Here is a 14372-nt window from a genome sequence, read left to right as displayed (position 1 = left end):
GGGGCAGGCGAGCGACCGTCGTGCACGACAACGTAGGACGTCGAAGGGGAGTCGTATGAGTGTTCTGCCTGACGCGGTGTGCTGGCACGAAGGGATGCAACTGCTTCCCCAGCATTTCCAGTTGCAGGGATTGCGTGCCGAGGCGCTGGCGGCGCGCATCGGACAGGCCTGCAACCCTTGGTTCTGGGGAGTGACCGCCCTGGAACTGGACCCCTCGGCGCTGTGCGCCGGCCAGGTGCGGGTCCTGCACCTCGAAGCGATCCTGCCCGACGGCCTGCCGGTGAGCGTGCAGGCTGGTGTCGACGCGCCGCTGGAGTTCGACCTGGAGACGGCGCTGGCGGCCGCCGAAGGGCCGCTGCTGAACGTCCACCTGGCGGTCAGTCCGCTGTGGCGGGCGGGTCAGTTGCTGCCGCTGAAGGGCCGTCTGCAATCGCGGGTCGGCGCGCCGCTGCCGGACCTGGCCAGTGGCGAGCACCCCGAGCCGATCACCGTCTGGCGAGCGTCGCTGCGGCTGGTCGGCGACGACGGCAAGGCCGACTCCGTGTGCCTGCCGTTGCTGCGCGTGGCGAAGGAGGGCGGCGCCTACGTCAGCCTGCCCTACGTCCCGCCGACGCCATTGATCCTGCCGGAGTCGCCCCTGGGCAGACGCGTGCAGTCGCTCTGCGCGCGGGCCCGGGAGAAGGCGCTGTTCCTCGGCGGGCGCCTGCGCCTGGCGCAGCAGGCGGGCAACCAGGACGACGCGGTGGAAATCCGTCGCCAGCTTGCCGCGCTCTGGACCCGCCTGCCGGAGGTCGAAGGCCTGCTGGCAAGCCGTGCGGCCTCGCCGCTGGCCCTGCACGGCTGCCTGCTGGGCCTGGCCGGTGCCTGGGCGGCGCTCGATCCGCTGGCCGGCGTGCCGGCCTTCGAAGCGCTCGACTTACTCGACCTGCGGCGTGGCTACGAGCCGCTGCTGGACTGGTTGGAGCGGGCCATCGAGTCGATCCGCGCGGGCTACCGCTGCCTGCCGTTCGAGCAGGAGGAACAGGTATTTTCCGTGCGCCTGCCCGATCCGGCGCCGCGCCAGCGCCTGGTGGTCGGCCTGCGGATGCCCGCCGGCGCCGGCGAACAAGCGGCGGCTGACTGGCTGGAGCGCGCCATCGTCGCTTCCGACCCGCACCTGCCGTTGCTCGCCCGGCAACGCATGAGCGGGCTGGCGCGGCAGCCGATGAATCGCCAGGAACAGGTGGCCTACAGCGTCGGCGACGACACCCGTTTGTTCGTCGTGCAGGGCGCCGGCGACTGGTTCGATGCCGGCCAGCCGCTGCGCATCGTCGCGCCGGTCAGCGGGGTTGCCAGCAATCCCTGGCAGATCGTGCTGTTCGTCGCCGACGGCAGCGACAACACCTAGACAGGAAGGAGCCGCCAATGCCCGAAGGGAGTGCAGGGCCTTTTCCCCAGGCGTACCTGGAACAGCCGCTCAGCTCGGCGTTCCGCCAGGCCTGGCAGGAATGGCTGGAGGCCTGGGGCGCCCTCGACCGGGACGCCCAGGATGTGCCGCGGATGGTCGAGCGCGCCCTCGAACTGTCCACCCGCATCACCCGGCGTCTGTGGCGCAGCGCCTTCGCCAGCGTCGGCGACGCGGCGGGCATGCAGGTCAAGGCGATGGTCTATGCCTTCGTCGCCCTGGTCGACGAGACCCTGGTCTTCAGCGCCTGGCCGGGGCAGGGCGCCTGGCAGGACAAACCGCTGGAGTCGCATCTCTACGGCAGTCGCCAGGCGGGCGAATACCTGCCGCTGGCGATCAAGCGCCTGCTCGACGAACGCGCCCCGGCCAGTCGCGACCTGGCCAACGTCTACCTGCAATGCCTGATCCTCGGCTTCCGCGGTCGCCTGCGCGGGCCGCGCGGCGAGGCGCTGCACGAGAAGTGGCGGCAGGCGCTGTTCGCCTTCGCCTGGCAGCGCGAGGCGGACGCCGCCGACCTCGGCCGCCGCCTTGAGCAGCCCGCCGCTGCGCCGCCCCGGCGCCTGCCGGTGCGCGCGGCGCTGCCGGACGGCTTCCGCCTGGGCCTGGCGGTGCTCGGGCTGGTGCTGCTGATGAGCGGTATCGGACACCTGTTCTGGCGCGACATCCAGCACGAAATGGCGGCGGTGACCCACCTGGCCGATCCGGAGCAGGCGCCATGAGCGGCGCGACGCTGTTCATGCTGGTTCTCCTCCTGGTGCTGCTGGCGCTGCTGCTGGGGGCGCTGGGCTGGTGGTGGCGAACCCGCGGTGGTACGGAGATCCGCAGCTTCTACGCGGCGGTCCGGCAGATGGAGCGTGAGCAGGGCTGGCAGGGCCGCTACGAAGCGCCGTGGCTGCTGATGCTCGGCAACGAGACCGAGGGCGAGCAGTTGTGCTCCACCTGGCGCCTGCTGCCGGTGGCGCGCCCGGCCTGGTTCGGCCGCTGGTGGTCGGACGGCGAGGGGGCGATCCTGCTGGTGCCCGAGTCGGTGTTCCTGCCCGACGAGGGCCTGCGCCGGCAAAGCGGCGCCTGGCTGCGCCTGTTGCGTCTGTTCCTGCGCCTGCGTGGCAGGCGCGCGCTGGACGGAGTGGTCTGGAACATTCCGCTGGCGCGGCTGCAGGACGGCGAGCAGGCGGCCAACCTCGGCCTCGCCGCGCGCCGTCGCTACGTGGAACTGACCCAGCGCCTTGGCCTGAGCCTGCCGGTCTACGTGGTGGTCACTGGCATGGAAGACCTGCCTGGCTTCCAGGAACTTCTCGCGGCGCTGCCCGAGGAGGCGCGCGAGCGCGCCCTCGGCTGGTCCTCGCCGTACGCCGCCGAAGCGGCCTGGCAGTCGCGCTGGTGCGAGCAGGCGCTGGAGGAAATCACCGCCACCCTGACCGAGTCGATCGTCGAACTCGGTACCTTGCGCGGCCAGGTGGACAATGAGCTGTATTGCCTGCCGCCACGCCTGGAAAGCCTCCGCGGTTCGTTGCAGGCGCTGCTCGAACCGGTCTTCCAGGGCAACGCCAGGGGCGAGGCGCCGCGCTTTCGCGGTCTCTACCTGAGCGGCAGCGAGGCGGCGGGCGCGGCAGCCGACGAAGTCCTGCCGGCGGTCGACGCGCCGCGTCGGCGCAGCAGCTTCGCCAGCCAACTGTGGGCACGGCGGATCCTTGCCGAGGAAGGCCTGGCCCAGGCGGTGCCGCGCATCCTCCAGCTGCGCCAGCGCTGGCAGCGCGGGATCGGCCTCGCCGCGCTGTGCCTGTGCCTGCTCTGGGGCGGCCTGATGACCTGGGTCTGGCGCGACGCGCTGCGCGACGCCGGTGAACTGTCGCAACTGCTGCATGGCGCCAGCGAGCGCTACCAGCCGCTCGACGACGATACTCGGCGCGCCGCCCAGGTCCGGCAGAACGTCCAGGCCTGGTGGCAACTGGTGTCACAGGCGCCGCGCTGGCGCTTCACTTCGCTGGCGTTTCCCAGTTCCTGGTTTTCCTCCCTGGATGCACGTATCGACAACGCGTATCGCCGCGTTTCCGAGCGCCTGCTGGTGCGACCGCTGCGCAGCCTGCTGGAAGGCGAGGCGAGCGACCTGCGGGCGATCCGCAGCGATGGCCAACCCGGCCTGAAGGAGGGCGACGATCCCAGCCAGTGGAAGGATTACCTGGCGGCGAAGGACCTGGTCGCCCGCGCCACTACGCTGGAGCGCCACAATCGCTTGTTCGCCCAGGCCATCGACAACCGCAGGACGCCGCTCGACGACCTTCTGCAACTGAGTAACGATGCCCTGGGCAGCAGCTACAACGCCGGCAGCCTGGCGCGCCTGGCCTATTACAACCGCACGCTGTTCGCCGAGCGTCCGGCCGATCTCGCCGCCCTCGACCTGGGCCGGGTCGCCGCCACGGCGGCGGATAACTTCCATGACCTGATGGCACGCTGGCTGAACGCCTACTTCCTCACCGACAGCCTGGAACGCACCGGCAATGCCCTGACCCAGGAACTCGCGCAGCTCGGCCAGGAACGAGACGCCACGGCGGCCCAGTTGCTGGGGATCGGCGAATTGATCAACCACCTGCAGCAACAGGTCAACCGCATCAACCTGATCTGGGGCAATGGCGTCGGCCAGGATCTCGTCCCTGGCTACCAGAACCTGCTCAAGAGCGCCCAGCAAAGCAGCCTGCTGGGAGATCGCGTGGAGGAACTGCAGAACCTCACCGTGCAGTTGCAGCAGCAGTTTCGCAGCGAATGGATCGCGCCTCCGGAGGCTGCCGGCGACGGCCTGCTGGTGAAACAGGGGGCGACGCTCAAGCTGGCCGAAGACCTGCTCGGTCTGAAACGCGCCATCGATGACCTGAAGACCAAGGACTTCGTCTCCGTGGCCCTGGCGGACAAGACACTGGCGGACCACTCCTTGCTGAGCGTCGACGATATCGGCGTGACTCAGGCGTTGAGCTTCTTCAACGACTTCACCGGCTACTACGAGAGCACCCTGCCGTCGCTCAACCCGCGCTATCGCTATTCGGTCCTGCACGCCGCCGCCAGCGCGGCGACCGAGGCCATGTGGCAGAGCCTCGGGCCGCGCAGTCGCAGCCTGGCCAGTCGCAATGCCTCGCGTTTCGACGTGCAGGTCAAGCAGGTCCAGGTGTTGCAGGCGGCGCTGCTGGAGTTGCAGGACCTGCAGGCCGGCGCGCGCCTGCTGCTCAGCCTCAACGCGCTGGCCGTGGCCGATATCGGCCAGGCCCTGCGCGACATCGACGAGCAGGCGGTGCTGCGCGAGCCGGTCGATTTCAGCCGCTGGTCGGGCGCGCCGAATTTCGGCCTGCAGATGTTCCGCGCCCAGGACAGTGCCGAGCTGAAGCAAAGCCTGAACAGCCAGTTCAATGCCATGGCGGCGGTCGCCGAGCGCCACGCCCCGGCGCTGGAGTGGTTGCAGGCGCAGCAATCCAGCCTGGCCACCGCCGACTACAACGCGTTCGTGCGCTTCAGCGCGCTCAACGCCGAACTGCAGAAATTCAAGGCCGACAACCCGGCGAGCACCGCGGCGCAGCTGGCGAAGCTGGTGGGTAACGATTTCAACCAGATGGACATCGGCAGTTGCGCCGACATTCTCAACGGCGTGCTCCTGCCGTCCAGCCGCAGCGACCTGGCGACGCGCCTGGTGGACCTGCGCCAGGGCGCGCTCGGGCGCTGCCAGTCGTTGCAACAGCAGCAGGCGGCGCAGGCCTGGAAGGACCTCGCCGACTACTTCAACCAGTACCTCGCCGGACGCTTCCCGTTCGCCTACAGCCTGGAAGCGGCCGATGCCGAGCCGGGGCGGGTGCGGCACCTGCTGAAACTGATGGAGACGCGCTTGCCGCAGGTGCGCGAAGGGCTGGCCCAGGTTCGCTCGCCGGACCTGCCGGCCGCCGAGGACTTCGTCCGCCGCCTGGAGCAGGCGCAGCGCTGGCTCGGCCCGCTGTTCGAGCGCGACAAGTCGGGCCTGCTCGGCGTCGCCCTGGACATCGACTGGCGCAGCGACCGCAGCCTGGAACGCGGCGCCGACCAGGTGATCGCCTGGAGCCTGTACTCGGGCGACCAGGAAAGCCGTTTCCCCGGCGCGCAGGACAAGGGCCTGACCTGGAATGTCGGCGATCCGCTGAAAATCATGCTGCGCTGGGCGAAGAACGGCTCGCAGCGTCCGGCAGACGACCCGCGCCAGGCCAGCCTGGCGGTGGCCGACCTCGAGGCCGGCTGGAGCTACCAGGGCTCCTGGGCGCTGCTGCGCATGATGCGCGCGCACTTCTCCCGGCAGCGCCCGCCGAACGTCGACTACACGGAGTTTCCGCTGGTCCTGCAACTGCCGGTGTATGCGCCCTACAGCCCGGAAAACGAGGCGCGGATGTTCCTCCGCCTGTCGTTGATGAGCCTGGGCGGCAAGACCCCGCTGTCCATCCAGCCGCTGCCGGTGCGCGCGCCGCAATCGCCGTTCGCGACGCTGTTGCCGGCCACCGTCGCCAGCACCGGAGGTACCCCATGACCCTGCCTCTTTCCGGCAACGCCCTGTCCCTGGAAGTGCTGCTCGAACCGATCGACCCCGGACAGCCGTGCGGCCCCAGCCTGCGCTACGACCCGGACTACGACCGCCTGCGCGAGTTGCGCCGGGAGGACGACAGCAGCCTGCCGACCGGCGTCTGGCAGGCGGAGGCCAAGCGCGCCGACTGGGCCGCGGTGGAGCAGTTGGCCAGCGAACTGTTGCAGCGGCGCAGCAAGGACCTGATGCTCGCCGCCTGGCTCGGCGAGGCCTGGCTGCAACGCGGCGGGCTGGGCGGATTGCAGCGCGCGCTGGTGCTGCTGGCGGAACTCTGCGAGCGCTACCCCGAGGAGGTGCATCCGCAAGCCCAGGACGGCGACCAGTCGTGGCGGGTGCCGCCCATCGACTGGCTGTTGCGCCGCTATGCCGAGCTGCTGCACACGCGCCTGCCGCTGATGGGGCAGGGCGCGTTCGCCGAGATCACCCTCTATGCCTGGCAGAGGTTGCAGCGCCAGCAGGTCGCCAGCGGCGACAGCAAGAGCGCCAAGGCGGCGCTGGAAGCGGCGCAACTTCAGCAGAAGAAGCTCGACGAAGCGTTGCGCGCGGAGCCCCTGGTGCAATGGCAGCGCAAGCAGGCCAGCCTGCTCGCCTGCCAGCAGCAACTGCAGCGCCTGGAACAGTGGTGCGAGCGCTGCCTGGGCGAACTCGCCCCCAGTTGCCAGCCATTGCGCGAGGTCATCGCGCAATGGCTGGCCTTGCTCAAGGAGTTCATCGCCATGCACCCGCAAGCGCCGCTGTCCGAAGAACAGCCCCCGGTCGCGGAGGCGGATGCCGCCGAAGGCGACGCGGACGGCGAGGAAAGCCTCCCGGCGAGCGCGCCGAGCGGGCCGGCTGGCGCGCCGACCAGTCGCGAGGACGCCTACCGGCAACTGCTGCTGATCGCCGACTACCTGGCGCGCACCGAGCCGCACAGCCCGGTTCCCTACCTGATCAAGCGCGCGGTGGAGTGGGGCAACAAGCCGCTGAGCGAGCTGCTGGCGGAGCTGATCAATGCGGACTCGGAGGCGCGCCGGGTCTGGTCGCTGCTTGGCGTACTGCCCTGAGGAACGGGGTTATATTTTTTATTCGAATATATAAATACGAATTCAGAATTTTTTAATCTATGGGTTCCTGGGGCAAGATGGGCGCACATTCCCCGGCTCGGAACCCAGCATGTCCGTCATCACCCATCCCCACGCCCGCGAGCTGACCAAATCGGTGCGCGCCACCGTGCTGGTGTTCAACGATCCCCGATCCCGCGAGTTGCTGGAGCGCATCGAACGTCTGGCGCCCAGCGAGGCCAACGCGCTGGTGATCGGCGAGACCGGCACCGGCAAGGAGCTGGTGGCGCGCCATATCCACGCCCTCAGTGGACGCAACGGCGGCCCGTTCGTCGCGGTCAACTGCGGAGCCTTCGCCGAGAGCCTGGTGGAGAGCGAGCTGTTCGGCCACGAGAAGGGCGCCTTTACCGGTGCGTTGCAAAGCAAGGCCGGCTGGTTCGAGGCGGCCAACGGCGGCACCCTGTTCCTCGACGAGATCGGCGACCTGCCGCCGAGCATCCAGGTCAAGCTGCTGCGCGTGCTGCAGGAGCGCGAGGTGGTGCGGCTCGGTTCGCGCCGGCCGATCCCCATCGACGTGCGGCTGGTGGCGGCGACCAACGTCGACCTGGCCGACGCGGTGGTCGCCGGACACTTCCGCGAGGACCTGTTCTACCGCCTGCACGTGGCGACCATCCAGCTGCCGCCGTTGCGCGAGCGCCGCGGCGATATCCTGCCGCTGGCCGAGTACTTCATCGTCGAGCACTGCCGGCGCCTCGGCTACACCAGCGCGAGCCTGAGCCCGGAAGCCGAGCGCAAGCTGCTCGGGCATTCCTGGGCGGGCAATATCCGCGAGCTGGAGAACGCCATCCACCACGCGCTGCTGGTCTGCCGCAACCGCCTGATCCAGCCGGCCGACCTGCACCTCATCGACATGCGTGCGCGCCAGGAGCCGAACGGCTTGCGCCGCGCTCCCGAAAGCGCCGCCGCCTCGGCGTTGGAGGCGGCGCTGCAGGCGCTGTTCGAGGAAAACCGCGAGGATCTCTACGAGCACATCGAGGAAACCGTGTTCCGTGCCGCCTATCGCTTCTGCCACGGCAACCAGTTGCAGACCGGACGTCTGCTGGGGATCAGCCGCAACATCGTGCGCGCCCGCCTGGAGAAGATCGGCGAGCTGGAAACCTCGCCACGGCACAACGTGGTCTCGCTGGTGGGCAAGTGAGCGGGGCGCTTTACAGTCTTTCACAATTCCCCCACAAAACCGGCAAGAACCCGGACGGCGGCTGTTCTACAACGGAGCGGTGAATCTCGTTGGCCGGACCAGGGACGTCGCCATGCTTCGCTCCGCTCGCCTGTGTCGCTCGCTCTCGGTAGCCGCTTTCCCGGCCGCGCCGAGTCCGCCCGGTCCTGCAGTCACAGCAACCTTGGTTTCCCGACCCGGCGAAGAGGATCGCTGCATGCCGTACTGTTCGCCGGAACAACTCGCCGACCTGGGCCCGCTGCTGGATTGCGTGCGCCGCTGGCCGCGCATCCGCGAGCCGCGGCCGGGGGTGTTCTACCTGGGCGACCAGCCGTTCTGCCAGTTCCATTCGCGCAATGGCCAGCGCTGGGCCGACGTCAAGCGCCGCAAGGGGCGCCTGCCGCCGTTCGTCCTGCCGCCGGGCGACCAGCATTCGGTGCGGGCATTTCAGATATTCCTGCTCCAGGCCTACAAGCTGAACTGAACTGTTGCCCGGGCAACAGTTGGACAGCAGCGCTGTTGCGTGGCTGACAGGCCGAGGCCGGAGGCCCGCCGCAACTGCCCGGAAAGCGCACATTTCCCTGTTGGTACGGCCCTTGCTCCAGGGCACTGCACCTAGCGCAACAGTCCACAGGGAAATCCCATGACCAGCCCCTTCAAAGTCGTCGCCGTCTCCGGCGGCACCTATCGCCCGTCCCGCACCCTGGTACTCACCCAGGCCCTGATCGCCGAACTTGGCCAGTCGCTGCCGATCGACAGCCGGGTCATCGAGCTGACCGACATCGCCGCGCCGCTGGGCGCTACCCTGGCGCGCAACCAGGCGCCGGCGGAACTGCAGGCGGTGCTCGACGAGATCGAAAGCGCCGACCTGCTGCTGGTCGCCTCGCCGGTCTACCGTGGCTCCTATCCGGGCCTGCTCAAGCACCTGTTCGACCTGATCGACCTCAACGCCTTGATCGACACCCCGGTGCTGCTCGCCGCCACTGGCGGCACCGAGCGCCACGCGCTGGTCCTCGACCACCAGTTGCGCCCGCTGTTCAGCTTCTTCCAGGCGATCACCCTGCCCATCGGGGTCTACGCCAGCGAGGCCGACTTCGACAACTACCGGATCGTCAGCGAGCCGCTGAAGGCGCGCATCCGCCTCGCCGCCGAGCGCGCCGCGCCACTGTTCGGCGGACGCTCCGAACTGCTGAAGATCGCCTGAGGTGCGCCGATGAACGTGTTCTGGTTCCTCCCGACCCACGGCGATGGCCACTTCCTCGGCACCAGCCAGGGCGCGCGGCCGGTCTCGCTGCCTTACCTGAAGCAGGTGGCTCAGGCGGCCGACAGCCTTGGCTATCATGGCGTGCTGATCCCCACCGGACGCTCCTGCGAGGACTCCTGGGTAGTGGCCTCGGCGCTGGCACCGCTGACCGAGCGCCTGCGCTTCCTGGTGGCGATCCGTCCGGGAATCGTTTCGCCGACCGTCTCGGCGCGGATGGCGGCGACCCTCGACCGCCTGTCCGGCGGGCGCCTGCTGATCAATGTGGTCACCGGCGGCGATCCGGACGAGAACCGCGGCGACGGCATCCATCTCGGCCACGCCGAGCGCTACGAGGTCACCGACGAGTTCCTTCGGGTCTGGCGGCGCGTCCTGCAAGGCGAGGCGGTGGACTTCCACGGCAAGCACATCCACGTGGAGAACGCCAAGGCGCTCTATCCGCCGGTGCAGCGGCCGTATCCGCCGCTGTACTTCGGCGGCTCCTCGGAGGCCGCCCATGAATTGGCCGGCGAACAGGTGGACGTCTACCTGACCTGGGGCGAGCCGTTGTCGGCGGTGGCGGCGAAGATCGCCGACGTGCGCCAGCGGGCGGCTCGCCATGGGCGTACGGTGAAGTTCGGCATCCGCCTGCATGTGATCGTCCGCGAAACCGCCGAAGAAGCCTGGCGCGCCGCGGACAGGCTGATCGAACACATCTCCGACGAGACCATCGCCGCCGCGCAGCAGTCCTTCGCCCGCTTCGACTCCGAAGGCCAGCGGCGCATGGCCGCGCTGCACGGCGGCCGCCGCGATCGCCTGGAGATCCAGCCGAACCTCTGGGCCGGGGTCGGCCTGGTGCGCGGCGGCGCCGGCACCGCGCTGGTCGGCGATCCGCGGCAGGTGGCGGAGCGGATCGGGGAATACGCCGAACTCGGCATCGACAGCTTCATCTTCTCCGGCTATCCGCACCTGGAAGAGGCCTACCGCTTCGCCGAACTGGTCTTCCCGCTGCTGCCCGAACCCTACGCCAGCCTGGCCGGCCGTGGGCTGACCAACCTGACCGGGCCGTTCGGCGAGATGATCGCCAACGATGTGCTGCCGGCTCGCGCCGGCGCTTGAGCGGCCGTGCCCCCGAGGAGAACCCCCCTGTGAATGCGAAGACCCGCCCCGAGGCGCAAACGCCGTTGCAGATCGCCCGGCGCCTGGCTGCCGATTTCGCCGAGAACGCCGCCGAGCGCGACGTTGCCGGTGGCACCCCGAAGGCCGAGCGCGACGCGTTGCGCCGCAGCGGCCTGTTGTCGCTGATCATCCCGCGCGAATACGGCGGCCTGGGGGCGAGCTGGAGCGAAACCCTGCAAACCGTGCGCGAACTGGCCCGGGTCGACAGCTCGGTCGCCCACGTCTACGGCTTCCAGCACCTGATGCTGGCCACCGTGCGCCTGTTCTCGCGGCCCGAGCAATGGCAGCCGTGGTTCGAGTTGACCGCGCGCAACCGCTGGTTCTGGGGCAACGCGCTGAACCCGCTGGACAACCGTACCGTGGCCCGGCGCTTCGACGGCTGGCGCGAGTTCTCCGGGAAGAAGAGCTTCTGCTCCGGCGCCCGCGATTCGGAGATGCTCATCGCCTCGGCGCTGGACGGCGAGGGCGGGGCGCTGCTGATCGCCGCCATCCCCACCGCGCGCAGCGGTATCAGCCTGGGCCAGGATTGGGACAACATGGGCCAGCGGCAGACCGACAGCGGCAGCGCGATCTTCGAGCGGGTGCGGGTGGAGGAGAGCGAGTTGCTGCTCGATCCCGGGCCGCTGAGCACACCGTTCGCCTGCCTGCGGCCGCTGATCGCCCAGTTGATCTTCACCGAGGTGTTCCTCGGCATCGCCGAAGGCGCCTTCGAGGAGGCTCGCCAGTACACCCTGCGCGAGGCGCGACCGTGGTTCCGCTCCGAGGTCGCCGAGGCCAATGCCGACCCCTATGTGCTGGCGCGCTACGGCGAATTCTGGGTTGGCCTGGAAAGCACCCGGGCGCTGGTCGAGCGCGCCGCGCAGCGCCTCGACGCCGCCTGGTCCAGGGGCCCGGCGCTGGACGCCAGCGAGCGCGGCCAGTTGGCCCTGGCCATCGCCGCCGCCAAGGTCGCCGCGACGCGCAACGGCCTCGACCTGTGCAACCGCATGTTCGAAGTCACCGGCGCCCGCTCCACTCACGCCGCCCTGCGCCTGGACCGCTACTGGCGCAACCTGCGCACCCAGACCCTGCACGACCCGCTGGACTACAAGATCCGCGAGCTGGGCGACTGGGCGCTGAACCAGTCACCGCCGCAACCGACCTTCTACTCATGAACGCTTCTACCCGTACTGCCGACCGGCTGCTGACGCTGCCACGTTCGCCGAACCTGGCGACCTCGATCCGCGCCACCGCCCAGGTCTTCGAGGACCCGAAGTCCCAGGCCCTGCTCGAACACCTGCGCCAGGTGGCGCCGAGCGAGGCCAGCGTGCTGGTGATCGGCGAGACCGGCACCGGCAAGGAACTGGTGGCGCGGCATATCCACAACCTCAGCGCGCGGCGCAACGGCCCGTTCGTGGCGGTCAACTGCGGGGCCTTCTCCGAGTCGCTGGTGGAAGCCGAGCTGTTCGGCCACGAGAAGGGCGCCTTCACCGGCGCCCTGGCGGCCAAGGCCGGCTGGTTCGAGGAAGCCAACGGCGGCACCCTGTTCCTCGACGAGATCGGTGACCTGCCGATGCCGATCCAGGTCAAGTTGCTGCGCGTGTTGCAGGAGCGCGAGGTGGTGCGCCTGGGGTCGCGCAAGAGCATCCCCATCGACGTGCGCGTGCTGGCGGCGACCAACGTGCAACTGGAACGGGCGATCAATGCCGGGCACTTCCGCGAGGACCTGTACTACCGGCTCAATGTCGTTAGCCTCGAGCTGTCGCCGTTGCGCGAGCGACCCGGCGACATCCTGCCGCTGACCCGCCACTTCATCGCCGAATACAGCCGTCGCCTGGGCTACGGCCAGAGCCAGTTGAGCCCGGAGGCGGCGCAGAAGTTGCGTGCCTATTCCTGGCCGGGGAACATCCGCGAGCTGGAGAACGTCATCCACCATACCTTGCTGATCTGCCGCGACGGGCTGATCCGCGCCGATGACCTGCACCTGTCCAACCTGCGCCTGGAACGTGGCGAGGAGCTGGCGCGCGGGGGCCCGGCGAGCGGTGCCGCCGAGCACTTGTTGCAGCAGGCTTTCCAGCGTCTGTTCGAAGAGCAGGGCGAGAACCTCCATGGGCGGGTCGAAGATGCCCTGCTGCGCGCGGCGTACCGTTTCTGCCACGGCAACCAGGTGCATACCGCCAACCTGCTGGGACTCAGCCGCAACGTCACGCGCACACGGCTGATCGCCATCGGCGAGCTGGTGGTGAACAAGCGCGGTGGCCAGCGGATCGATGGCGAGCGGGCGGTACGGTTGTCGATCTGAGTCCAGGCGCTCGGGATCGCGGCGGATAACCGCAAGCGGTTATTCACCCTACCGCCCGTGAAGACCGTCGCGGGCGTTATCCGCCGTTCCGGCGCTACGGCATTCGCCCAAACCCAGCCGGGCGCAGTAGACTCGGCGCTTTGCGGAGCGTCTGGCTCCGCGCTCTGCGCCAGGTGGAACTGCCCGATGCCCGATACCTCTCCCGATCTGCCGGCCACGTCGCCGCTCGCCGTCTATCGCCAGGCCGTGGAACAGCGCGGTTTCGCTCCCGACGAGGCGCAGCGGCGCGCCGCCGAGGCGCTGGAGCGTTGTTTCCAGGCCTTGCACGAAGCTCACCGCCACGGCGCGATCCAGGGCGTCTACCTGTGGGGACCGGTAGGGCGCGGCAAGACCTGGCTGATGGATCACTTCTACCAGTGCCTGCGCGTGCCCGCGCGGCGCCAGCACTTCCACCACTTCATGCAATGGGTGCACCAGCGCCAATTCGAACTGACCGGTACGGCCGACCCGCTGCGCGCCCTGGCCCGCGAGTTGGCGCGGGACGTGCGGGTGCTGTGCTTCGACGAGCTGTTCGTCAGCGATATCGGCGACGCCATCCTGCTCGGCAGCCTGCTGCGCATCATGTTCGAAGAGGGCGTGGTGCTGGTGGCCACTTCCAACCAGCCGCCGGAGCAGTTGTACGCCGACGGTTTCAACCGCCAACGCTTCCTCCCGGCGATCGAGGCGATCCAGCGGCACATGGCGGTGGTCGCGGTGGATGGCGGCCAGGACCACCGCCTGCATCCCGGCCGGGCCGAGCAACGCTACTGGGTGGTGGAGGCGGGGCAGGCGAGCGGTTTCGCCGAACTCTTCGCGCGCCTGAGTGCCGGCGAAGCGGCATCCACGCAGCCCATCGAACTGGGGCACCGCCCGCTGGCGGTGCACCGGCACAGCGAGTCGGTGCTCTGGTGCAGCTATGCGCAGCTCTGCGAGGCGCCGCTGTCGGCGCTGGACTTCATCGGCCTTTGCGACCGCTACCGGGCGATCCTGATGGACGACCTGCCGTGCCTGAGTGCCAGCCAGCGCGAAGGTCGCATAGCCCGTGGCACCGAGGACGGCGCGCAATTGGTGGAGGCGGGGGATCGCGAATTGCCGCAGCTGTCGGTGCACGACGACGGCGTGCGGCGCTTCATCGCGCTGGTGGACGAATGCTACGACCGCAAGGTGCCGCTCTACCTGGAGGCCAGGGTGCCGTTGGAGGCACTTTACACCGAGGGCTACCTGGCCTTCGCCTTCCGTCGCACCCTCAGCCGGCTGCGCGAGATGCAGCTGGCACGCTTCGGCAGCGACAGCGCCGGCTAGCGCCGCGCCGCCGAAGCGGTAACTGCGGATGGCCGCCCGCGCTCAT

Annotated in this window: 11 protein-coding genes; all 11 read left to right on the top strand. The window is 69.3% G+C overall.

Annotated features, from left to right (window positions below; translation table 11 throughout):
• Positions 1 to 55 precede the first annotated feature (55 nt).
• The 11 genes from tssK to zapE all read left to right on the top strand — a co-directional run bounded on the left by tssK (position 56) and on the right by zapE (position 14326).
• Complete coding sequence (gene tssK, locus HMPREF2886_RS32095; protein ID WP_033970737.1) at positions 56 to 1387, top strand: type VI secretion system baseplate subunit TssK; 1332 nt, start codon at positions 56 to 58, stop codon at positions 1385 to 1387.
• A 17-nt stretch (positions 1388 to 1404) separates the two neighbouring features.
• On the top strand, positions 1405 to 2163 hold the full coding sequence (locus HMPREF2886_RS32090; protein ID WP_033970738.1) for a DotU family type IV/VI secretion system protein: 759 nt from the start codon (positions 1405 to 1407) through the stop codon (positions 2161 to 2163).
• A complete protein-coding gene (locus HMPREF2886_RS32085) occupies positions 2160 to 5975 on the top strand; it encodes a type VI secretion system protein (protein WP_033970739.1) in 3816 nt (1271 codons plus the stop codon). Before HMPREF2886_RS32090 ends, HMPREF2886_RS32085 begins: the two co-directional genes overlap by 4 nt.
• Positions 5972 to 7072, top strand: a complete 1101-nt coding sequence (gene tssA, locus HMPREF2886_RS32080) for a type VI secretion system protein TssA (protein ID WP_033970741.1) — start codon at positions 5972 to 5974, stop codon at positions 7070 to 7072. The genes HMPREF2886_RS32085 and tssA overlap by 4 nt, the downstream gene beginning before the upstream one ends.
• Positions 7073 to 7181: 109 nt before the next feature.
• On the top strand, positions 7182 to 8267 hold the full coding sequence (locus tag HMPREF2886_RS32075) for a sigma-54 interaction domain-containing protein (protein ID WP_033970742.1): 1086 nt from the start codon (positions 7182 to 7184) through the stop codon (positions 8265 to 8267).
• A gap of 235 nt (positions 8268 to 8502) precedes the next feature.
• Positions 8503 to 8769 carry a hypothetical protein gene (locus HMPREF2886_RS32070; RefSeq protein ID WP_033970744.1) on the top strand — a complete coding sequence of 89 codons (267 nt, stop codon included), beginning with the start codon at positions 8503 to 8505 and terminating at the stop codon, positions 8767 to 8769.
• A 159-nt stretch (positions 8770 to 8928) separates the two neighbouring features.
• Complete coding sequence (gene msuE / locus HMPREF2886_RS32065) at positions 8929 to 9489, top strand: FMN reductase (RefSeq protein WP_003089470.1); 561 nt, start codon at positions 8929 to 8931, stop codon at positions 9487 to 9489.
• A 9-nt stretch (positions 9490 to 9498) separates the two neighbouring features.
• The gene (ssuD, locus tag HMPREF2886_RS32060) at positions 9499 to 10644 is read left to right on the top strand and encodes an FMNH2-dependent alkanesulfonate monooxygenase (protein ID WP_033970745.1); all 1146 of its coding nucleotides are present in this window, start codon (positions 9499 to 9501) and stop codon (positions 10642 to 10644) included.
• 29 nt (positions 10645 to 10673) lie between these two features.
• Positions 10674 to 11858, top strand: a complete 1185-nt coding sequence (locus HMPREF2886_RS32055; protein ID WP_070749140.1) for an acyl-CoA dehydrogenase family protein — start codon at positions 10674 to 10676, stop codon at positions 11856 to 11858.
• Positions 11855 to 12985, top strand: coding sequence for a sigma-54 interaction domain-containing protein (locus HMPREF2886_RS32050; protein WP_070749138.1), 1131 nt, complete (start codon positions 11855 to 11857; stop codon positions 12983 to 12985). Before HMPREF2886_RS32055 ends, HMPREF2886_RS32050 begins: the two co-directional genes overlap by 4 nt.
• A 186-nt stretch (positions 12986 to 13171) precedes the next feature.
• The gene (gene zapE / locus HMPREF2886_RS32045; RefSeq protein ID WP_070749136.1) at positions 13172 to 14326 is read left to right on the top strand and encodes a cell division protein ZapE; all 1155 of its coding nucleotides are present in this window, start codon (positions 13172 to 13174) and stop codon (positions 14324 to 14326) included.
• The last annotated feature ends 46 nt before the right edge of the window (positions 14327 to 14372 follow it).

Origin of the sequence: Pseudomonas sp. HMSC066A08, from assembly GCF_001813025.1 — a bacterium.
Lineage (GTDB): Bacteria > Pseudomonadota > Gammaproteobacteria > Pseudomonadales > Pseudomonadaceae > Pseudomonas > Pseudomonas aeruginosa.
This window is presented reverse-complemented; position numbering and strand designations above follow the sequence as displayed.